20 protein-coding genes and 1 tRNA gene are annotated in these 20093 nt (G+C 65.7%); 7 read left to right on the top strand and 14 right to left on the bottom strand.

What is annotated here, in order from left to right:
- The 14 genes from N0B71_RS06245 to panM form a co-directional block, all read right to left on the bottom strand.
- Positions 1-1185, bottom strand: a complete 1185-nt coding sequence (locus tag N0B71_RS06245; RefSeq protein ID WP_259757884.1) for an HlyD family secretion protein — start codon at positions 1183-1185, stop codon at positions 1-3.
- Between the two features lie 13 nt (positions 1186-1198).
- Positions 1199-2680, bottom strand: coding sequence for an efflux transporter outer membrane subunit (locus tag N0B71_RS06240; protein ID WP_259757883.1), 1482 nt, complete (start codon positions 2678-2680; stop codon positions 1199-1201).
- Positions 2677-3156 carry a MarR family winged helix-turn-helix transcriptional regulator gene (locus tag N0B71_RS06235; protein ID WP_259757882.1) on the bottom strand — a complete coding sequence of 160 codons (480 nt, stop codon included), beginning with the start codon at positions 3154-3156 and terminating at the stop codon, positions 2677-2679. Before N0B71_RS06235 ends, N0B71_RS06240 begins: the two co-directional genes overlap by 4 nt.
- 389 nt (positions 3157-3545) lie before the next feature.
- Positions 3546-4766 (bottom strand): SAM-dependent methyltransferase, encoded by a 1221-nt coding sequence (locus N0B71_RS06230; protein ID WP_259759487.1) that lies wholly within the window; start codon positions 4764-4766, stop codon positions 3546-3548.
- A gap of 64 nt (positions 4767-4830) precedes the next feature.
- Positions 4831-5523: an ABC transporter permease gene (locus N0B71_RS06225; protein ID WP_259757881.1), complete on the bottom strand. Its 693-nt coding sequence runs from the start codon at positions 5521-5523 to the stop codon at positions 4831-4833.
- Positions 5520-6215: an ABC transporter permease gene (locus N0B71_RS06220; RefSeq protein ID WP_259757880.1), complete on the bottom strand. Its 696-nt coding sequence runs from the start codon at positions 6213-6215 to the stop codon at positions 5520-5522. The genes N0B71_RS06225 and N0B71_RS06220 overlap by 4 nt, the downstream gene beginning before the upstream one ends.
- Before the next feature lie 55 nt (positions 6216-6270).
- On the bottom strand, positions 6271-7023 hold the full coding sequence (locus tag N0B71_RS06215) for an ABC transporter substrate-binding protein (protein ID WP_138523706.1): 753 nt from the start codon (positions 7021-7023) through the stop codon (positions 6271-6273).
- 14 nt (positions 7024-7037) lie between these two features.
- Entirely contained in the window at positions 7038-7811 is a 774-nt protein-coding gene (locus N0B71_RS06210) for an ABC transporter ATP-binding protein (protein ID WP_259757879.1), read from the bottom strand.
- A 282-nt stretch (positions 7812-8093) separates the two neighbouring features.
- Positions 8094-10424: an LTA synthase family protein gene (locus tag N0B71_RS06205; RefSeq protein ID WP_259757878.1), complete on the bottom strand. Its 2331-nt coding sequence runs from the start codon at positions 10422-10424 to the stop codon at positions 8094-8096.
- 228 nt (positions 10425-10652) lie between these two features.
- Positions 10653-10728: transfer RNA gene (locus tag N0B71_RS06200), tRNA-Phe, on the bottom strand.
- 78 nt (positions 10729-10806) lie between these two features.
- Entirely contained in the window at positions 10807-11079 is a 273-nt protein-coding gene (locus tag N0B71_RS06195; protein ID WP_015479334.1) for an oxidative damage protection protein, read from the bottom strand.
- Positions 11076-12143 (bottom strand): A/G-specific adenine glycosylase, encoded by a 1068-nt coding sequence (gene mutY, locus N0B71_RS06190; protein WP_259757876.1) that lies wholly within the window; start codon positions 12141-12143, stop codon positions 11076-11078. Before mutY ends, N0B71_RS06195 begins: the two co-directional genes overlap by 4 nt.
- Positions 12140-14368, bottom strand: a complete 2229-nt coding sequence (locus N0B71_RS06185) for an AsmA family protein (protein ID WP_259757875.1) — start codon at positions 14366-14368, stop codon at positions 12140-12142. The genes mutY and N0B71_RS06185 overlap by 4 nt, the downstream gene beginning before the upstream one ends.
- 139 nt (positions 14369-14507) lie before the next feature.
- Positions 14508-14906, bottom strand: coding sequence for an aspartate 1-decarboxylase autocleavage activator PanM (panM, locus tag N0B71_RS06180; RefSeq protein ID WP_259757874.1), 399 nt, complete (start codon positions 14904-14906; stop codon positions 14508-14510).
- 140 nt (positions 14907-15046) lie between these two features.
- Here panM and hisB point away from each other — a divergent pair, with 140 nt between their 5' ends.
- The 7 genes from hisB (at position 15047) to N0B71_RS06145 (ending at position 20086) form a co-directional block, all read left to right on the top strand.
- Positions 15047-15640, top strand: a complete 594-nt coding sequence (gene hisB, locus N0B71_RS06175) for an imidazoleglycerol-phosphate dehydratase HisB (protein ID WP_152226950.1) — start codon at positions 15047-15049, stop codon at positions 15638-15640.
- Positions 15640-16278: an imidazole glycerol phosphate synthase subunit HisH gene (gene hisH, locus N0B71_RS06170; protein WP_259757873.1), complete on the top strand. Its 639-nt coding sequence runs from the start codon at positions 15640-15642 to the stop codon at positions 16276-16278. The genes hisB and hisH overlap by 1 nt, the downstream gene beginning before the upstream one ends.
- 3 nt (positions 16279-16281) lie before the next feature.
- Positions 16282-16542, top strand: a complete 261-nt coding sequence (locus N0B71_RS06165) for a DUF2164 domain-containing protein (protein ID WP_259757872.1) — start codon at positions 16282-16284, stop codon at positions 16540-16542.
- A 40-nt stretch (positions 16543-16582) separates the two neighbouring features.
- Positions 16583-17320 carry a 1-(5-phosphoribosyl)-5-[(5-phosphoribosylamino)methylideneamino]imidazole-4-carboxamide isomerase gene (gene hisA, locus N0B71_RS06160; RefSeq protein WP_259757871.1) on the top strand — a complete coding sequence of 246 codons (738 nt, stop codon included), beginning with the start codon at positions 16583-16585 and terminating at the stop codon, positions 17318-17320.
- A 107-nt stretch (positions 17321-17427) separates the two neighbouring features.
- Positions 17428-18198, top strand: coding sequence for an imidazole glycerol phosphate synthase subunit HisF (hisF, locus tag N0B71_RS06155; protein WP_259757870.1), 771 nt, complete (start codon positions 17428-17430; stop codon positions 18196-18198).
- A 224-nt stretch (positions 18199-18422) separates the two neighbouring features.
- Entirely contained in the window at positions 18423-19178 is a 756-nt protein-coding gene (locus N0B71_RS06150) for a substrate-binding periplasmic protein (protein ID WP_442964668.1), read from the top strand.
- A 152-nt stretch (positions 19179-19330) separates the two neighbouring features.
- Positions 19331-20086 carry a substrate-binding periplasmic protein gene (locus N0B71_RS06145; protein WP_259757868.1) on the top strand — a complete coding sequence of 252 codons (756 nt, stop codon included), beginning with the start codon at positions 19331-19333 and terminating at the stop codon, positions 20084-20086.
- Positions 20087-20093 lie beyond the last annotated feature (7 nt).

Genomic DNA, 20093 nt, shown 5'->3' with positions numbered 1-20093 from the left:
TCAGCGCTGGGCGGTGCGATGGTTGGCGTCGGCCAGGTTGGCCTGGATCAGCTTCTCGATCAGTTGGTCGGCCGATGCCAGTTGCTCCTGGTACACGTCGGTGGAGAACACCGCCTGGTGCGGCGGCTGCTGGGCCAGGGCCGGGCCGCTCTGGTCGTGCAGGCTGACGTTGACGTCCATCGACAGGCCGATGCGCAGCGGATGCTTCGCCAGCTCCTCGGCATTGACGCGGATGCGCACCGGCACGCGCTGGACGATCTTGATCCAGTTGCCGGTGGCGTTCTGCGCCGGCAGCAGGGAGAAGGCGCTGCCGGTGCCGACCCCGAGGCTGTCCACGGTGCCGGAATACTTCACGTCGCTGCCGTAGAGGTCGGAGCGGATCTCCACCGGCTGGCCGATGCGCATGTGCTTGAGTTGGGTTTCCTTGAAGTTCGCGTCGATCCACACCTGGTCCAGCGGGATCACCGCCATCAGCGCGGCGCCCGGCTGCACGCGCTGGCCGACCTGTACGGTGCGCTTGGCGACGTAGCCGGTCACCGGCGCGATGATGACCGCGCGGGCGTCGTCCAGGTAGGCCTGGCGCAGCTTGGCGGCAGCGGCTTTGACGTCCGGGTGCGAGGCGATCACGGTGTCGTCCACCAGCGCGCGGTTGGTGTCCAGTTGCTGCTCGGCATTGGTCAGCGAACTGCGCGCCGTATCCAGGGCGTCGCGGGCGTGGGCCAGTTCCTCCTGGGAGATGGCGCCGTCGTTGGCGAGGTTCTGGCGGCGCTTGAAGTCGGCCTCGGCCTTGGCCAGGGCGACCTTCTTGGTGGCGACGTCGGCCTTGTAGCCATCGACATTGCTGAACAGCCCGCGCACCTGGCGCACGGTGCGCGCGAGGTTGGCCTCGGCCTGTTGCAGGGCGATGTCGGCGTCGCTGGGGTCGAACTTCACCAGCACCTGGCCCTTCTGCACCAGGTCACCGTCGTCGGCACCGATGCTGACCACGGTGCCGGTGATCTGCGGGGTGATCTGTACCACGTTGCCGTTCACGTAGGCGTCATCGGTATCCTCGTGCCAACGGCCGTAGAGGACTTCCCAGGCGACGCTGGCGAGGCCGGCCAGGATCACGACGGCGAGCAGGATCAGCAGCCAGCGTTTGCGCTTGGGATTGCTGTTGGGCGTCTCTTGGGTGGCGGTGCTCATGTCGATGCCTCGTTCAATGCGCGGCGGCCGCGCTCGCCTGGGCGAGCGGGGCGGAGGTGGAAGGGGTGTCGGGCCGGTAGCCACCGCCCAGGGCCTGGATCAGTTGCACCGAGAGGTCGATGCGCTGGGCGTCCAGGTTGGCCAGCTGGCGCTCGGCGAGGAGCAACTGCTGCTGCACGCTGAGGGCGTCGAGGTAGTTGCCGACGCCTTCGCCGTAGCGGCGCATGGCCAGGTCGAAGTTGGATTTGGCGATGTCGCGGGCATCGCGCTGGTCGTCGATCTGCTGCTCCAGCGAGCGCAGCTTGCCGAGGTCATCGGTGACTTCGCCGAGGGCGTTGACCAGGGTCTTGTTGTACTGCGCGACGGCCAGGTCGTAGTCGGCGTCCTTGCCGGCCAGGTTGGCGCGCAGGCGCCCGCCGTCGAAGATCGGCAGGGAGATCGCCGGGGCGACCTGGAAGAACCGGCTCGGCGCCTTCAGCACGTCGCTGGTGTGCAGGGCGGCCAGGCCGACCATCGCGCCCAGGTTCACGTTGGGATAGAACTCGGTCTTTGCCGAATCGATGCTTTTCGACGCAGCTTCGACGCGCCAGCGCGCGGCGACGATGTCCGGGCGGCGGCCCAGCAGTTCGGCCGGCAGGTTCGATGGCAGGCTCAGCGCGCCGGGCTTGAGCACCTGCGGGCGCTGCAGCTCCTGGCCACGGTCCGGGCCCTGGCCGAGCAGGACGGCGAGGGCGATGCGGTCGCTGGCGATCTCCTGTTCCGCGGCAGCCAGTTGCTGCTTCGCGCTGGCGACCTGGGACTGCGTCTGTTGCAGTTGGACCTTGCTGTCCAGCCCCGCGTCCATGCGCTTCTGGCTGAGCTGGAAGAGGTGCTGGGAGCGCTCCAGCTCATCGCGCGCCAGATCGCGGGCGACGAATGCGTGGGCCAGGTTGCTGTAGGCGCGGGCCACGTTGGTGGAGAGCGTGATCGCGGCGGCCTGGCGATCGACTTCGGCGGCGTTGGCCTGGCCGAGGGCGGCTTCCCAGGCATCGCGTTGGCCGCCCCAGAGGTCGAGGTCGTAGCTGAAGCTCAGCGACAGGTATTTCACGGCCGAGTAACGGCCGCCGGTCGGCGCCGGCAGAACGCTTTCGGGCGCGCGAATGCCGGCGTAGCTGGCGGTACCCTTGACGCTGGGCAGGCGTTCGGCATCCTGCGCCTGGGCCGCGGCGATGGCCTGGCGGGCGCGGGCGCTGGCGATGTCCAGGTCCGGCGTGCCCTGCAGGGCTTCGTTGATCAGGCTGTCCAGTTGCGGGTCGCCCAGGCTGGTCCACCAGTGGTCGCTGGGCCAGGCGGCAGGCGACAGCGCGGTACCGTCGAGGCTGACGCCTGCCTTCAGGCTGGCCGGGTCAACGGCCTTGCCGCTGGTGCCGAGGCCCGAGTAGCTGACGCAACCCGAAAGCCCCAGCAGGGCCGCGAATACGGCGGCTGGCAGCAGGGCGATGCGGAGGTGGCTCATGGTCTTTGCTCCTGCGCCGCGCAATGGGCCCCGGCGCCGTGGGCTCGCAGGATCTTGTCGAGCAGGCCGGTGAGGGTTTGCAGTTCATCGCGGGAGAGACCGCCGACCAGCTCGTTCATCGCCGCAGCGGCGATGCGCGGGGCCTCGTCGTTCACTGCCTGGCCTGCGCGGCTCAAGCTCAGGCGCACGCTGCGGCGGTCGTTCTGGCAGGGCGCGCGAAGCAGCAGGTCCTTGCGCGCGAGCCGATCGAGCATGCGGGTCATGGAGCCGCTGTCGATGGACAGCTCGCGGCACAGCTCAGCGGGCGTATTGGCGCGGTCGTTGCCGATGAAGAACAGCACCTTGAACTGCGCGGCCGTGATGTCCAGGTGAGCCAGGTGCTTGTCCAGCAGGCGATCCTTGAGGATGGCGGTGGCGCCCAGCAATTGGCCGATGGAGCCTTTGAACGGGAAATCCGCGACGTCGTAATGATTCATGTCAAAACAGATGGCTGCTTAGGCAGTGAAATGTTTCGAAATGATACTGCCTAGGCAGCGATTAACAAGATTCGATTGTCGCGATTACGCAACAATCCGTTCGAAGAAGCGCCATTGGAGCGGGAATTACAACAGGAATGGCTGATTTCCTACGACCTTGTCGGCCCTTTATGCACAACGGCGAACGTTGTAGGGCAAAAAACGCATATGGGATGTGATCGCAATCACGATTGTTCGTAACTTATTGTTTTTTAAAGAATATATTGGTGTGTTCAGAAAATGATCAGATCGCAGCGAGGCGGTCTGGAAGGACAGAAACGGGACTTTTTTCCGCAGTTACGAACAGAGTTATCCACAGGGGCTGTGAGTGAAGCCTTGGAACGCCCGTCTCAGATGCGTTCGGCAAGCAGCAGCAGATTGCGTGGGGTCATGTGGGTGGCACAGAAGGCGCCCAGGGTGGCGCGATAGCCCTGCTCTTCGAGGAATAACGCGCGGTCAAGCAGCAGCCACAATTCCATCGGCCGGCGGAACAGCCCGCGCACCAGTTCGAGATTGCGTACCTGGGCCAGGCGTTGCCAGCCTTGGCTTTCCAGTTGCGGCCAATCGAGGTCGTCGGGCAGGGCCAGGTCCTTGAGTGCGGCCAGCTCGCGGCAGTAGTCGGCGAAGGATTTGTCCAGCCAGGTCGGCGGCACGGAGGGAATGGGAAGGTAGGCGTCAACGCCGCGGACTTCTCGTTGCAGCAGGTCGAAGGCCAGTCGGCGCGCCATCGACCCATCCCGCTGGCGACGCACGCGGGCGCCGGCGGTCACGGTTTCTGCCAGTGGCAGGCGCAGGTCGTCGCGGGAGAGTTGCAGGGCCGATTGTTGCGCGGCCTGGGAGAGTGGTTGGTAGTGCTCGCTGTCGATGCGGTTGTAGCAGCAGGGCGCCACCGCGAGCTGGCGGCAGCCGCGGGTACTGGCCAGTTGCAACAGGCGCACGTGCAGATCGCCGCAGGCGTGCAGGGCGACGGCGGTGTGTTCGGGCTGCAGATGCTGGCCGGCGTCGGGAGCCAGCACATCCTGCTGACGATGATGGGCGTGCAACCGTAGCCGGTCACTCAGGCGCTGGCCGTCTTCCACCAGGGCGTTGTCGAACTCCAGGCTCAGCAGCGGCGTGCCGTGGCGCGCCAGCAGGCGACCCAGGTGGCCCTTGCCGGCGCACCAGTCGAGCCACTGGCGCGGCGCCTCGGCGAATGCCAGGCGGCTGGCAAAGGCTTCGATCTGCTGCCATTTCCGCCCGGGCACATCGACGGTGAGCAGATTGGGCAACGCGCCCAACGGCGTGCCGGGCAGCTCACCGACGGCGGCCAGCTCGGCCGCCCTGGCAGCCAGCGCGGGGAAGGGCGCGGGAGCGTCGAGTTGCGCGGGGCTGTTGTGCGCTGCGTCGGCGTCCTCGAGGCTGCGGCGGCGCAGCCAGGTGGCCAACTCCGGGTGATTGTGCTCCCACGGCAGCTCCAGCACGGTGAAGGGCTTGGGCCGCCACAGCGCCTGATTGGCCAGGAGGAAGCCATCCAGTGCCTGGAAGCGCTGGAGCAGGTTGGAGCCGGTCAGGGGCGCGTCGTTCGGGAGCACGGTGCGAGGAGGGCAAGCCACGGGGCGCGCATTATAACGGCCCCGTGGGCGGTCGGCGCGCCGGTCAGCGGCCTTGCATGGAGTCCACCTTCAGCCAGTGTTCCAGCAGGCGGAAGATGCGGGTCAGCAGCAGCGTGATGACTAGGTAGAACACCCCGGCCAGGCAGAAGAACAGCATGGCCTCGTAGGTGCGCGCGATGATGGTGCGGGTCATGCCCATGATGTCGAACAGCGTCACGGTGTACACCACGGCGCTGGCCTTGAGCATGAGGATCACCTCGTTGCTGTAGGCCGGCATGGCGATGCGCGCTGCGCGCGGCAGGATGATATGGAACAGCGCCTGGCGCCGGGACATGCCCAGCGCGCGGGCGGCTTCCACTTCACCCACCGGGATGGCGTGGATGGCGCCGCGCAGGATTTCGGCGATGTAGGCCGCGGTGTGCAGCGTCATGGTCAGCAGGGCGCACCAGTACGGGTCGCGCAGGTACGGCCAGAAGGGCCCCTTGCGCACGCTCTCGAACTGGGCGAAGCCGTAGTAGACGATGAACAGCTGCAGCAGCAGCGGTGTGCCGCGGAAGAAGAAGATGTAGGTGTAGGGCACCGCGCGCACGTACCAGTGCCGCGACGCGCGGGCGATGCCCAGCGGCACCGCCAGGCACAGGCCGGCGACCACGGCGATGGCCAGCAGCTCCAGGGTCAGCATGGCGCCCTGGAGCATCTTCGGCAGCCATTTGAGGATCAGCTCGAAATCGGTCATAGCTCGTTCCTCACGAAGCCACGGCCGGCGCGACGCTCGAGGAAGTGCAGGGCGGCCATGATGAAGACGGTCAGGCCCAGGTAGATGAAGGCCGCGGTCATGTAGAAGGTGAAGGGTTCCTTGGTCGCGTTGGAGGCGACCTGGGCCTTGCGCATGATCTCGTCGAGGGTGATCAGCGAGACCAGTGCGGTGTCCTTCAGCAGAATCAGGTAGAGGTTGCCCAGCCCGGGCAGCGCCACGCGCCATACCTGCGGCAGCACGATGCGCCAGAAGATCCGCGGCGCGGAGAGGCCCAGCGCCTGGCCGGCTTCGCGGTGGCCCTTGGGGATCGCCAGCAGCGCGCCACGGAAGACTTCAGTGGCGTAGGCGCCAAAGCACAGGCCCAGGGCGCAGGTGCCCGCGGCGAAGGGCGAGAGGGCGAATTCGGGGTAGCCGAACAGATTGCCGATGGCGTTCAGGCCGGTGACGGTACCGAAATAGATCATCAGTACCCAGAGTGTCTCGGGTACGCCACGCACCACGGTGGTGTAGAAACCGCCGAGCATGCGCAGGAAGGTGTTCTTCGAGGTCTTGGCGACGGCGCCGAGCAGGCCGAGGATCAGTCCGACGCAGACTGCGGCGAGCGAAAGCTTGAGCGTCATCCAGGTGCCGGCGATCAACTGATCGCCAAAGCCGTGCAGGTCGAAAATCATGGGGAGTCACGCCTGAAGGCGCGCGCCGCCCGGGACGGGCGGCGCGGCACGTGCATCAGTAGATGCTGAAGGGGAAGTACTTGTCGTTGATCTTCTTGTAGGTACCGTCGTCGACGATTTCCTTCAGAGCGGCGTTCAGCTTGTCACGCAGCGGGTCGCCCTTGCGCACGGCGATGCCGATCTTGTCGTTGTCGAACACCGGCTCGCCCTTGAACTCGAAGTCCTTGCCGGCGTCGCTTTTCAGCCAGTCGTACTGCACGAACTTGTCGGCCAGCACGCCGTCGAGGCGGCCCGAGGACAGGTCGAGGTAGGCGTTTTCCTGGGTGTCGTACAGCTTGATGGTGACGGTGTCGGACATATTGTCCTCCAGCCAGGTACCCGCGATGGTCGCGCGCTGGGCACCGATCACCTTGCCTTTCAGGTAACCCTTGTCGGTCTTGAAGTCGGTCGACTTGGGCGCCACGAACTGCAGCTTGTTGGTGTAGTAGGGGTTGGTGAAGTCCACCGCCTGCTTGCGCTCGTCGGTGATCGACATGGAGGCGACGATGAAATCGAACTTCTTGGCGTTCAGGGCGGGGATGATGCCGTCCCAGTCGGAGGTGACGACGTCGCACTCGGTCTTCATCTTGGCGCACAGCGCCTTGCCGATCTCGATGTCGAAACCGACGACCTGGCCGCTGGCGTCGATACCGTTGAAGGGCGGGTAGGCGCCTTCGGTGCCGATGCGCAGTTTGTCCGCGGCGATGGCCTGGCTCCCCAGTGCGAAGGTGGCCGCGATAGCCAGAACGATCTTCTTATAGTTGTTCATGCAGTGATGCTCCGTTAGCGGTGGCTGGACATGAATTGTTTACAGCGTGCCGATTGCGGGTTGTCAAATACCTGCTGCGGCGGTCCCTGCTCTTCTACCAGGCCCTGGTGGAGGAACACCACCTCGCTGGATACCTGGCGTGCAAAGTTCATTTCATGGGTGACCAGCAGCATGGTGCGACCCTCGTCGGCGAGCGCGCGGATAACGTTAAGCACTTCCTGGACCATTTCCGGGTCCAGTGCCGACGTCGGCTCGTCGAAGAGGATGACCTTGGGCTGCATCGCCAGGGTGCGGGCGATGGCGGCGCGCTGCTGCTGGCCGCCGGAAAGCTGCGCGGGGAAGCAGTGGCGCTTGTCGGAGATGCCCACCTTGGCCAGCAGGGCCTCGGCAATCTCGGTGGCTTCGGCGCGGGTCTTGCCCAGCACGCGGCGCGGGGCCTCGATGATGTTGTCGAGGATGCTCATGTGCGGCCAGAGGTTGAAGTTCTGGAAGACGAAGCCCAGTTCGCTGCGCAGCCGGTTGATCTGCTTGCTGTCGGAGGCGATCAGCGAGCCGTCCTTGGACTTCTTCAGCTTGAGCTCTTCACCGGCGACCAGGATCTGGCCCTGGTGCGGGTTCTCCAGCAGGTTGATGCAGCGCAGGAACGTGGATTTACCGGAACCGGAGGAGCCGAGGATGGAAATCACATCGCCGTCGCGGGCGGTCAGGGAAATGCCTTTGAGCACTTCCAGGTCACCGTAACGCTTGTGCAGGTTACGGATTTCCAGTGCGGGTATGGCCGTGGCCATAGGGGGCTCCTCTTTTGTTATTCGGACGCTTTCGCAGCGGGGTTACTGCAGAATCGGGGCCATCCTGGCGAGGGGCAACCTAACACGCACTCCAGAGTGCGCCAAGCGCCCATCTGCCGCGGTCGTCGGCTGTAGTGGCAAGTTGTCGCATTGCCGCTCGGCGTTGTCGCCTGGGCTGAACTAGCCGCGCCGGATGAGGGCATCAGGTGGGCGCGGGGGCGGGATAGTGCCAGTTTGGACCGGCCAGTAAAAGTCCGGCGGCCCTGGGGCCGCCGGATCGCGTTACTGCATCATCTGCCGCAATTGCGGGTTGGGATCGTCCAGTGTCTCGGCCGGGGTGATGTCGTCCTGGCCCTCCGGCGGCTGGCTGGCCATCAGGTTCGGGTGGCCGGACAGGCGCGGGATCGGCAGCGGCTTGGCGTCGGCGAGCCCGGTGCCGCCGGACCCGGTGGCATTGATCGTCGACTTGCGCGGCTGGGTCAGTACATGGAAGTCGGTGATCTCGATCACGCCCTTGCCTTCGGCCAGCAGGTGGAAGGAGAACGCCTTGCGTGCCTCCTCGTTGTCGAAGCCGAAGGTCACTTCCAGCGGCTGGTTGCGCTTCACCAGCGGGAAGTCCGGCATCTGGATGGGCACCGGTTTTTCGAAGGAGCGCGTCTTGAGCGTCACCTTCGCGCCATTGGCGTCCATCTGGATCGCGCGGATCTTCAGGCGCACCGTGGTGTGGGTGTTGGCCGGGAATTCCAGGTACTGCGCGCCGATCAGGTTGTCGGTGTACTCATTGTCGATCTGCGGCTTCAGGCGGATGCGCTCCTTGGTGGCGAACTGGTATTCGCGCGCCGACTGCGCCTTGGTCACCGACTGGTCGAGGAGGTCCGCGCGGGCGGTCATCAGGCGCGCGTCGCGGCCGCTGAAACGGCCTTCGAACTTGGCGGTGTCGGCGATGAAGCCATCGCTCTGGTAGCGCCGACACACCTGCTGGAAGTCGCACTCGGTGAAAGTGCCCTTGCCGTCGTGGTAACGCTGCATGCCGTTGGTGAACGACACCATCTCGCGGCCCGTGCTGTATTCACGGAACAGCGAGCGCCCGGCGATATCCTGGGGCGCCTTGATGGCGAAGTAATCCAGCACCGAGGACTCCAGGTCGACGTGGCCGTAGACGCCGGCCTTCACCGGCGGCAGCGCGGCCTGTTCCGGTGCAAGGATCAGGTTCAGGCCCCAGGCCGAGGCAAGGCGCACGTTGTCGATGCCGTGGGATTCGTCGGAGGTGACGATCACCAGGGTGTCCTTGAGGACGCCTTTCTCTTCCAGCCCCTTGAGGAACGCATCGACGGCGTCGTCCAGGTAGGCCACCGCCGCCTGGCGCGGCGTCGGGTACTTGGCCAGGTACTCGGGCGTGGCCGAATAGGGCTGGTGGGTGCCGACGGTGAGCAGCGTCAGCATCCACGGCTCTTTCTTCTGGCGCAGTTGGCCGACGTAGTCCAGGGCGCCCTCGAAGAAGGCCTTGTCATCCATGCCCCAGGCGAATTCCAGGTAGGGCTTCTTCTTGAACCAGTCGCGGCCCAGGGTCTTGTCGAAGCCCATGGCCGGCATGACCTTGTCCTTGGCCATGAAGCGCAGCCCGGCGCCCTGCAGGAAGTGGGTGCTGAAGCCGGCCTGGTGCATCTGCGCCGGCAGGCATTCGGCGGCGCGGGTCGGGTTGCCCAGCAGCTCGACGCCCTTGGGCGTGCCGTTGTCCAGCTTGCTGTAGTCGCCGCAAAGCATGGCGTAGAGGCCGCGGATGGTCTGGTGGCTATGCACCACGTAGTCCGGGGTGGTCATGGCGCGCTCGGCCCAGGTGCTCAGGCGCGGCATCATGGATTCTTCGTAGCTGCTGCTCAGCGCCGCACGGTTGGTGGCGACGTAGGCGCCGGGAATCCCCTCCATGGCGATGATCAGCACGTTCTTCGCCTGGCCGCGGCCGGCCAGCAACGGGGTGCCGTTGAGATCGTGCTGGGTCAGGCCGGTGACATCCGGGCGGACTTCCGGCAGGTCGCGGTCGCGCCAGTCCTGGTAGGCCATCTCGCCACCGGTGATGGCGCGCGAAACGAGCTGGTGGGGCAGGTTGAACTGCTTCCACATCTCCGCATCGCTGGGCTGGACGTACTGCACGCCGGCATGGGCGGCCAGGAGCGCGGCCGGCAGGGCGTAGGCATAGCGCGGCAGGGCCTTTTCGCGGCGGCGCCAGAGCAGGGCGCAGATCAGGATGCCCGCACCGATCAGGATCGCCAGGTGCAGGTGGTTCAAGCCGCCGCCCTCGGTGGAGTTGGCGACGAAGGTCGGGTCGGCGAGGAAATGCAGGTCTTCCGGCGCAGGCATGCGGCCCACGGCGCTGACCAGCTCGGCGGTGCCGATGACCGACAGCGCCCAGATGAGCATGACCGGAATCGCGATGAACAGTCGGCGGTTGTGCAGCGCGACGACCAGCAGCGTGCCGAGCGCGAGGTCCGACAGGTAGCCCAGCGGGGAGCCCCAGCCAAGGCTGTAGCGGCCGATCACCGGCACCAGCAGGAAGAGGGCAGACAGGGAAACCAGGTTGCCCCGGGAATTCCACCAGCTTATGAGTTTGCGCACAGTGACTCCGCTACGAAACATCGAATCCCGGAGGGTATCCCACTGAATGGCGAGAATCGTCCGGATGGTCATGATTCTGAAAGATCGATGTGCTACGTGCCAGTAGACACTGCAGTTAAGCAAACATTCGATACGAATCGTCGGGGCGGTGAGACGGGGGAGTGACTTGTGCGGAGCGCAATGAAAAAGCCCCTGAAATCTCGCGATTTCAGGGGCTTTCGGAAGGCTTGGTGCCCAGGGACGGAATCGAACCGCCGACACGGGGATTTTCAATCCCCTGCTCTACCAACTGAGCTACCTGGGCAACGTGGCGCGCATTAAAAGGGTTTTCGGAAGGGGTGTCAAGCGTGCCGCGAAAAAATTTTTCAAATAATACCGAAGCTTACGCGCTGGGCGGGACGTAGCCCTCGGCCTGGGCGTATTCCTCGCCGGAGAGGAACTTGTCCATCTCGGCAGTGAGGAACTTGCGATCCTCGGCATTCATCATGTTCAGGCGACGCTCGTTGATCAGCATGGTCTGGTGCTTCTGCCATTCATCCCAGGCTTTCTTCGAGACGTGCTCGTAGATGTCCTGGCCCTTGGCGCCGGGGTAGGGCGCGCGATCGAGGCCGGGCAGCTCTTCTTTGTACTTGCGGCACATCACCAGTCGGGTCATGACATTTCTCCTGCATTCAACACATCGGCGGCTCGTTTGAGCAGCTTCTTCACCGGGGCGGCAAGGCCGAGCCGCGGCGGGGTGGCGAGGTTATACCAGAGCCAGTCGGCCTCGGCCACGGCGGGCGCCGCGTCCTCGACGCGCACCAGCCAGGGCTCGATGGCCAGCTGGAAGTGGCTGAAGGTGTGGGTCAGGCCGGGCAGCTCGCGGCGCTCGCCCAGGCGCAGGGCGTGGCGCTGGGCCAGCGGATCGAGCGCGGTCAGGTCGTCCAGTTCGGGGAAGCTCCACAGGCCGCCCCAGAGGCCGGTCGAGGGGCGGCGGTAGAGCAGGATGTCGCCCTCGCGGTTGGCCAGGATCGGCATCAGCGTGCGCTTCTGCGGCAGTGCCTTGCGTGGCTTGGACACCGGGAAGTCGGTCTCGCGGCCGAGGAAGTGCGCGCGGCAGCCTTCGCGCAGCGGGCAGAGCAGGCAGCTCGGCTTGCTGCGGGTGCAGAGGGTCGCGCCCAGGTCCATCATCGCCTGGGTGTAGTGGTTGACCCGCTCCTGCGGCGTGAAACGCTCGGCGGCCTCCCACAGCTGCTTGGCGACCTTGGGTTCGCCCGGGTAGCCCTCGCAGGCGAGGTAGCGCGCCAGCACGCGCTTGACGTTGCCGTCGAGGATCGGTGCGCGCAGGCCCATGGAAATGCTGGCGATGGCGCCCGCGGTGGAGCGGCCGATGCCGGGCAGCTCGGCGAGCTGTTCGACGTCGCGGGGGAACTCGCCGCCGTGCTGCGCCATGACCATTTTCGCGGTCTTGTGCAGGTTGCGCGCGCGGGTGTAGTAGCCCAGGCCCGTCCACAGGTGCAGCACTTCGTCTTCCGGCGCGTTGGCGAGATCGGCCACGGTCGGCAGCGCGGTCATGAAGCGGTCGTAGTAGCCCATCACGGTGCTGACCTGGGTCTGCTGCAGCATGATTTCCGACACCCACACCCGGTACGGCGTGATGTTCTGCTGCCAGGGCAGGTCGTGGCGGCCGTGCGTGTCGAACCAGTCGAGCACGGCCGAGTTGAAGCGTTGCGGTGTCACTTCTTGAACAGCCCTTTGAGTGCGTCTTTGAGTTCGGGACTGACCTTGTCGCCGAGCTTCTCTTCGATTTTCTGGTTCAGCCGGTCCCCGGCCAACCGTGCGGCGATCTTGCCGATGCCGTCCTTGTCCAGGCGGCAGGCCTTGGCGCCCAGCTCCAGCGGCCCGCGGCAGCGCAGCGGCCATTCGATGCCGACGTAGCGCTGGTTCACCTCGCAGGCCGGGTCGGGCATGTCGCTCTTGTCACCTTCGATGGTGACGCCGACGCGGTAGTCCATGCCCAGCACGCGCAGGTCGATGTCGCCGTCGGCCTTGACGGAGAGGCCGGGAATGCTGGCCTTGAGATCGGGGTTGCTGGCGACGCCATTTTTGAACACCAGGTTGCCCTGCAGCTCGCGGAACGGTGTGTCCTTGCCGCCATGATCGCCGCTCAGCGACTTGCGGTTGAGCGTGGCGATGCCCTGGCACAGCTGCTGTTCGAGGTTGGCGTTGAGCAGCACGCCCTGGGCCAGAACGAAGTGGGCAGTGCCGTTGAGGTTGTCGATCCAGGCCTTCTGGCTGTTGCCCTGGGTGGTGAGGTCGGCGTCGAGGTCGAGCAGGCCCTTCACCGGCGGCTTCTGCCCCTGGGATTCGAGCAGGCGCTCCACCGGCACGTCGGCGATGTGTTTCTTCGCCTGCAGGGTCGGCACGTCCTGGCGCACGTCAAGGGTGGCGCTGGCGTTGAACTTGCCGTCGTACAGCTCGCCACGCAGGTCGTCGAGATTCAGCAGGCCGCCCTGGCCGCGCAGCTTGAGCACGGCGTTGTCGATGGGCAGCTTGTCCAGGGTCAGTTGGCCGAGGTTCAGGTTGGCGTCCAGGTCCAGCGCGCGCAGGCGGGCGATGGGCAACAGCGGGGCGTCGCTCCAGGCCTGCTGGGTCGGCTGGCTGGGCAGCGGGGTGTCGCCCTTGATGGCGTTCTGTTCGGTGCTGGCGACTTCCGCCTTGCGCGCACTGTTGGTGGCGTCCTGGGCTTGCTTGACCTTGGCGGGCAGGTAGCGATCCAGGTTCAGCTGGTCGCCGGAGAGTTGGGCGCGGATCGCCTGCTTGCCGAAGTCGGCGATGCCGAGGTTGCCGCTGAAGCTGCTGTCGTCCAGCTTCAGCTTGATGTCGCCCAGGGTCAGGCTGTTGCGGGTTCCGCTGATGCGGGTGGCCAGCTCCAGCTTGGTCAGGGTGTTGGCGTCGGCCATCTCCGGCAGGGTCTGGCCGATGCCCTGGAGGAATTCGCGCAGGTTGAACGGTGCCAGCGACAGGCCGCCGTCGAACTTGGGTTCCTTGTCCAGCTCGCGGGCCTTGATCTCGCCGAGGGCGCGCAGCTGGTTGACGGTGACCTTCAGGCCGTTCCACTCGGCGACCTGGGCGGCCTGGTCGAGCACCAGCTGGCCCTGGGCGCTGTAGCTCGCGGTCTTGCCCTGGAATGGGTCGCCGGAGACTTCGCCGGAGAGCTTGGCGTCTTCGAGCTGGTAGCGCTTGAGCGCGCGGTCGAAGCGCAGGCTGCCGGTCAGTTCGGTGCGCGCGCGGATCACCGGCTGGTTGGTGCCCAGGTAGGCGCTGAGCTTGAGCGGAATGTTGCTGCCCTCGCGGATGGCGCCGGTGGTCAGTTCGATGCCTTCGACGCTGTAGTTCTTGCCGCTCTGGGCGTCGGCGTAATCGATGCGGGCGTTCTTCACGCTCAGGCTGTCGATGTCCAGCTTCATGGCCTGGTGGGATTGCTGTGCGTCCGCCTTGGCCTGCTCGCTCGGCGCGGGCGCCGGTTGCGCGGTCGGCGATGAGCCGTTGGCGGTCTCGACGGGCTTGCCGATGCTTTCCCAGTTGCCGACGCCGTTCTTGTCCTTGTTCAGGGTCAGGGTCAGGCCTTCGACGCGGATGTCGCTCATCTGCACTTCCTTGCGCAGCAGCGGCAGCACGCGCACGGACATTGCCAGCAACTGCGCGTCGGCAAACGGCTGGTCCGGTGCCTGCAGGGTCGCCACGCTGGTGTCGTGCAGCTCCAGGCCCAGCCAGGGGAACAGGCTCCAGCCGATATCGCCCTTGAGGTTCAGCTCGAGGTGGGCCTTGTCCCGGGCGAGCTGGCGGATCTCGTCCTTGTAGTCGTTCGGGTCGAAGAAGTGGGTCAGCACGAAGCCGGCAGCGACGATGAGCAGCAGCAGGACCAGGGCAATGATGCCGATGATTTTGCCGAACGCTTTCATGGACGGGTCCTTGTTCAGGCGACGGGTTGGAGTCGCGGGAAGTATACCAATGACGCAGCGGCGCCCCAGCCCGAATGGGCGGTGCCGGTGTTGCCGAGTTGGAACGGCGTGATCGCCAGCGGTTCCCGCTGCGCCGGGATCAGGCCGGTTGCAGTGTCAGGCCCAGATGCCGCGCAAACTGTGCGGCCTGGGGTTGGTCGGCAGGCGCGCTCAGGCGCAGTGCGGCGCCCTGCAGCACCGCCAGGCGCTGCGCCTCTTCCAGCAGGCGGCGGGCCACGCCGCGGTAGCGGGTCACCTGGCGCACGCACAGGCGCGAAAGTCGCCAGGTTTCACCGTCGCGCTCGACCCAGGCGGCGCCCAGCAGGCGGTCATTGAAGCGCCCGGTGAACAGCCGGCCTTCGGCCAGGCCGCGTTCGACCAGTTCGCCGGCGTCGGCGAAGGGGGCGAGCAGCCATTGGGGCGCGTCGGCGTAGATCTTCAGCAGGTCCTGGCGGTCCTGGTCGCTGGGCTGGGTCAGGTGCTGGATGACGACGGGCATGGGCAATCCTCGGAAGGCGAGCCGCGCAGTGTAGGACGATCGGCCGGCGCCGACCACCGCCCATAGCCGCGCGGCGCCTGCCGCGCCTATAATGCCGGCCCTTCTTATAATTACGTGCAGTGTTAGCTGTGGAGCTGGTGATGGCCGAACGCAAGGCATCCGTCGCGCGCGACACCCTGGAGACCCAGATCAAGGTTTCCATCGACCTGGATGGAACGGGCAAGGCCCGCTTCGATACCGGGGTTCCCTTCCTCGAGCACATGATGGACCAGATCGCCCGCCACGGCCTGATCGACCTGGACATCGAGTGCAAGGGCGACCTGCATATCGACGACCACCATACCGTCGAAGACATCGGCATCACCCTCGGCCAGGCCTTCGCCAAGGCCATCGGCGACAAGAAGGGCATCCGCCGCTACGGCCATGCCTACGTGCCGCTGGACGAAGCGCTGTCGCGCGTGGTCATCGACTTCTCCGGCCGCCCCGGCCTGCAGATGCACGTGCCGTTCACCCGCGCCAGCGTCGGCGGCTTCGACGTCGACCTGTTCATGGAATTCTTCCAGGGCTTCGTCAACCACGCCCAGGTGACCCTGCACATCGACAACCTGCGCGGGCACAACACCCACCACCAGATCGAGACGGTGTTCAAGGCCTTCGGCCGCGCGCTGCGCATGGCCATCGAGCTGGACGAGCGCATGGCCGGCCAGATGCCGTCCACCAAAGGGTGCCTGTAATGCAGACGGTAGCCGTCATCGACTACGGCATGGGCAACCTGCACTCGGTGTCCAAGGCGCTGGAGCGCGTGGGCGCCGGGCGCGTGCTGGTAACCAGCGACGCCAACGTGATCCGTGAGGCGGACCGGGTGGTATTCCCCGGCGTCGGCGCGATCCGCGACTGCATGGCCGAGATCAAGCGCCTGGGCTTCGATGCCCTGGTGCGCGAAGTCAGCCAGGACCGACCGTTCCTCGGCATCTGCGTCGGCATGCAGGCGCTGCTGGAGCACAGCGAGGAAAACGACGGCGTCGACTGCATCGGCGTGTTCCCCGGCCAGGTGCGCTTCTTCGGCAAGGACCTGCACGAGGACGGCGAGCACCTGAAGGTGCCGCACATGGGCTGGAACGAAGTGGCGCAGAGCGTGGATCACCCGCTGTGGCACGACATCCCGAACCAGGCGCGCTTCTACTTCGTGCACAGCTACTACATCCAGGCTGGCAACCCGCGCCAGGTGGTCGGCCGCGGCCACTACGGCGTCGATTTCGCCGCCGCGCTGGCCGATGGCTCGCGCTTCGCCGTGCAGTTCCACCCAGAGAAGAGCCATACCCACGGCCTGCAGCTGCTGCAGAACTTCGCCGCCTGGGACGGCCGCTGGTAAGCCATGGCCCGTCAGAAGGACAAGCCGGCGATCCTCGAACTCGACGGCGCCCAGCGCCAGAGTGCGGCGCGGGCGATCCAGCGCTTCCTCGAAGATCGCTTCGAGCTGGACGTCGGTTCCTTCGAGGCCGAGGAGGCGCTGGACTTCATCCTGCGCGAGCTCGGCCCGCTGTTCTACAACAAGGCGATCTTCGATGTGCAAGCTCACCTGAAAGACCGGTTCGAGAGCATCGAAAGCGACTTGTGGGCGCTCGAGAAGAGCTGACCCGACCCCATTCATCTTTGGATTCGAGCAGGTTCAACCCATGCTGATCATCCCCGCAATCGATCTGAAAGACGGCGCCTGTGTGCGCCTGCGCCAGGGCCTGATGGAAGACGCCACGGTGTTCTCCGACGACCCGGTGTCCATGGCCGCCAAATGGGTGGAGGGCGGCTGCCGCCGTCTGCACCTGGTGGACCTGAACGGCGCCTTCGAAGGCAAGCCGGTCAACGGTGACGTGGTCACCGCCATCGCCAAGCGCTACCCGAACCTGCCGATCCAGATCGGCGGCGGCATCCGCTCGCTGGAAACCATCGAGCACTATGTCCGCGCCGGCGTCAGCTACGTGATCATCGGCACCAAGGCGGTCAAGCAGCCGGAGTTCGTCGCCGAAGCGTGCAAGGCATTCCCGGGCAAGGTGATCGTCGGCCTCGACGCCAAAGACGGCTTCGTCGCCACTGACGGCTGGGCCGAAGTGAGCTCCGTGCAGGTCATCGACCTGGCCAAGCGCTTCGAAGCCGATGGCGTCTCCGCCATCGTCTACACCGACATCGCGAAGGACGGCATGATGCAGGGCTGCAACGTCGAAGCCACCGCCGCCCTGGCCAACGCCACGCGCATCCCGGTGATCGCCTCCGGCGGCATCCACAACCTGGGTGATATCCAGAAGCTGCTGGACGCCCGCACCCCGGGCATCGTCGGCGCCATCACCGGCCGCGCGATCTACGAAGGCACCCTGGACGTCGCCGAAGCACAGGCGCTGTGCGACAGCTTCAACGGCTGATTCGAACGTAGGGTGGGTTAGCCGCGCAGCGGCGTAACCCACCGCTGAGGTCTCCGGTGGCGCGCATGGGTATCGCTGCGCTCCACCCATCCTACGAGAGCATTGCTATGGCACTGGCTAAACGCATCATTCCCTGCCTCGACGTGGACAACGGCCGCGTGGTGAAGGGCGTCAAGTTCGAGAACATCCGCGATGCCGGCGACCCGGTGGAAATCGCCCGCCGCTACGACGAGCAGGGCGCGGACGAGATCACCTTCCTCGACATCACCGCCAGCGTCGATGGCCGCGACACCACCCTGCATACCGTCGAGCGCATGGCCAGCCAGGTGTTCATCCCGCTGACCGTGGGCGGCGGCGTCAGGACGGTGCAGGACATCCGCAACCTGCTCAATGCCGGTGCGGACAAGGTCTCGATCAACACCGCCGCGGTGTTCACCCCGGAATTCGTCGGCGAAGCCGCCGCGCGCTTCGGCTCGCAGTGCATCGTGGTGGCCATCGACGCCAAGAAAGTGTCGGCACCCGGTGAAGCCCCGCGCTGGGAAATCTTCACCCACGGCGGCCGCAAGCCCACCGGGCTGGACGCGGTGGAGTGGGCGAAGAAGATGGAAGGCCTGGGCGCCGGTGAAATCCTGCTCACCAGCATGGACCAGGACGGCGTGAAGAGCGGCTACGACCTCGGCGTGACCCGCGCCATCAGCGAGGCGGTGGGCGTTCCGGTGATCGCTTCGGGCGGGGTCGGCAACCTGCAGCACCTGGCCGACGGCATCCTCGAAGGCAAGGCCGACGCGGTGCTCGCGGCGAGCATCTTCCACTTCGGCGAGTACAGCGTGCCGGAGGCCAAGGCCTACCTGGCCAGCCGCGGCATCGTCGTGCGCTGATTCCCTCCGGGCCGGGGTTCTCCCGGCCCGCTGGCTCACCCCGAGCCACCCCTGCATCCGCTGGGCGCATCCCCTGCTGCGCACGAAGCTTGCTAGCTGAAGGCTTCGGTCAAGGTAATGGCGGTTTCATGTCCCATTGCCATATTCATAGGGTTTATTGGCGTCAAATCTCCGAGTAAGCTCTGCCGCTTCTCAGAAACGTCTTACGCAGGAATATCTCGATGCTGAAGCGCATTCTGCTCGCATGGCTAGGCTGCGGCCTGCTTCTGGCCAGCGCGGCAAGGGCTGAAACGGATTCTTCGGACTACAGCGTGGTGCTGCTCACCGAGAACTTCCCCCCGTACAACATGGCCATCAACGGCAAGAACTTCGCCCAGGAAGACAGCATCGACGGCATCGCCGTGGATATCGTCAAGGAGATGTTCAAGCGTGCCGGCGTGCCGTACAGCCTGACCCTGCGCTTCCCCTGGGACCGCATCTACAAGCTGGCGCTGGAGAAGCCCGGCTACGGCGTGTTCGTCACCGCGCGGCTGCCCGAGCGCGAGAACCAGTTCAAGTGGGTCGGCCCGATCGGGCCGGACGACTGGGTCCTGCTCGCCAAGGCGGACAGCACGATCACCCTGAACAACCTGGACGAGGCGAAGAAGTACCGCGTGGGTGCCTACAAGGGAGACGCCATGGCCGACTACCTCGCCAAGCACGGCTTCGAGCCGGTGCTGGCGCTGCGCGACCAGGAAAACGCCGGCAAGCTGCAGGAAGGCTCCATCGATCTGTGGGCCAGCGGCGACCCGGCCGGCCGCTATCTGGCCAAGCAGGTGGGCGTCACCGGCCTGAAGATCGTCCTGCGCTTCAACAGCGACCAGCTGTACCTCGCGCTGAACCGCGAAACCCCGGATGCGGTGGTGCAGAAGCTGCAGGGCGCCCTGGACAAGATGCGCGCCGAAGGCTTCGTCGACGACGTGCTCAACAGCTACCTGTAACACCCGAAGGCCGGCCACTCGCCGGCCTTCGCGTTTGGCGCCGACACCCCTCGGCGCCGGTTTGGCCATGGAAGGCAGACGAGCGAAGTAGTCCGTCCCCTCTGCAGGGATGCCGCAAGCCCAATAACGATAACCACGCGAGCGGTATGACCATGCTGAAAGTCCTGATCAAGACCCTGACCCTGGGTCTGTTGCTGGGGGCCGCCACGGCCCGCGCCGAGTTGCCCGCCGATTACAAGATGGTGCTGCTCACCGAGAACTTCCCGCCCTTCAACATGGCGGTGGACGACAAGAACTTCGCCCGCGACGACGGCATCGACGGTATCAGCGCCGACATCGTCCGCGAGATGTTCAAGCGCGCCGGCATCCAGTACACCCTGAGCCTGCGCTTCCCCTGGGATCGCCTGTACAAGCTGGCGCTGGACAAGCCCGACTACGGGCTGTTCTCCACCACCTACACCCCCGAGCGGGTGCCGCTGTTCAAGTGGGTCGGCCCGATCGCCAAGACCAACTGGGTCCTGCTGGCACCGCCGGGCAGCACCATCAAGGTCAAGGACCTCAAGGACGCGGCCAAGTACAAGCTGGGCGCCTACAAGAACGACGCGGTCAGCCAGAACCTGGAAAGCCAGGGCATCCCGGTGATCAACGCGCTGCGCGACCAGGAAAACGTCAAGAAGCTGACCACCGGCGAGATCGACCTGTGGGCCACCACCGACCCGGTCGGTCGTTACCTGGCCAAGCAGGAAGGCGTGTCCGGCCTGCAGACCGTGCTGCGCTTCAACGAGGCCCAGTTGTACCTGGCGATCAACAAGGACACCCCCGACGAGGTGGTGGCGAAGCTGCAGAAGGCGCTGGATGAGATGCGCGCCGAGGGTTTCGTCGAGCAGGCGACCAATAACTATCTGTAAGCCTGCA

The sequence above is a fragment of the Pseudomonas sp. GCEP-101 genome (assembly GCF_025133575.1).
GTDB lineage: Bacteria > Pseudomonadota > Gammaproteobacteria > Pseudomonadales > Pseudomonadaceae > Pseudomonas > Pseudomonas nitroreducens_B.
This window is presented reverse-complemented; position numbering and strand designations above follow the sequence as displayed.

Excerpts from the sequence above, each read along its gene's own strand:
- N0B71_RS06245 (WP_259757884.1), bottom strand. The coding sequence starts at position 1,185 with ATGAGCACCGCCACCCAAGAGACGCCCAACAGCAATCCCAAGCGCAAA.
- N0B71_RS06240 (WP_259757883.1), bottom strand. The coding sequence starts at position 2,680 with ATGAGCCACCTCCGCATCGCCCTGCTGCCAGCCGCCGTATTCGCGGCC.
- N0B71_RS06235 (WP_259757882.1), bottom strand. The coding sequence starts at position 3,156 with ATGAATCATTACGACGTCGCGGATTTCCCGTTCAAAGGCTCCATCGGC.
- N0B71_RS06225 (WP_259757881.1), bottom strand. The coding sequence starts at position 5,523 with ATGACCGATTTCGAGCTGATCCTCAAATGGCTGCCGAAGATGCTCCAG.
- N0B71_RS06220 (WP_259757880.1), bottom strand. The coding sequence starts at position 6,215 with ATGATTTTCGACCTGCACGGCTTTGGCGATCAGTTGATCGCCGGCACC.
- N0B71_RS06215 (WP_138523706.1), bottom strand. The coding sequence starts at position 7,023 with ATGAACAACTATAAGAAGATCGTTCTGGCTATCGCGGCCACCTTCGCA.
- N0B71_RS06210 (WP_259757879.1), bottom strand. The coding sequence starts at position 7,811 with ATGGCCACGGCCATACCCGCACTGGAAATCCGTAACCTGCACAAGCGT.
- N0B71_RS06195 (WP_015479334.1), bottom strand. The coding sequence starts at position 11,079 with ATGACCCGACTGGTGATGTGCCGCAAGTACAAAGAAGAGCTGCCCGGC.
- N0B71_RS06185 (WP_259757875.1), bottom strand. The coding sequence starts at position 14,368 with ATGAAAGCGTTCGGCAAAATCATCGGCATCATTGCCCTGGTCCTGCTG.
- panM (WP_259757874.1), bottom strand. The coding sequence starts at position 14,906 with ATGCCCGTCGTCATCCAGCACCTGACCCAGCCCAGCGACCAGGACCGC.
- hisB (WP_152226950.1), top strand. The coding sequence starts at position 15,047 with ATGGCCGAACGCAAGGCATCCGTCGCGCGCGACACCCTGGAGACCCAG.
- hisH (WP_259757873.1), top strand. The coding sequence starts at position 15,640 with ATGCAGACGGTAGCCGTCATCGACTACGGCATGGGCAACCTGCACTCG.
- N0B71_RS06165 (WP_259757872.1), top strand. The coding sequence starts at position 16,282 with ATGGCCCGTCAGAAGGACAAGCCGGCGATCCTCGAACTCGACGGCGCC.
- hisA (WP_259757871.1), top strand. The coding sequence starts at position 16,583 with ATGCTGATCATCCCCGCAATCGATCTGAAAGACGGCGCCTGTGTGCGC.
- hisF (WP_259757870.1), top strand. The coding sequence starts at position 17,428 with ATGGCACTGGCTAAACGCATCATTCCCTGCCTCGACGTGGACAACGGC.
- N0B71_RS06145 (WP_259757868.1), top strand. The coding sequence starts at position 19,331 with ATGCTGAAAGTCCTGATCAAGACCCTGACCCTGGGTCTGTTGCTGGGG.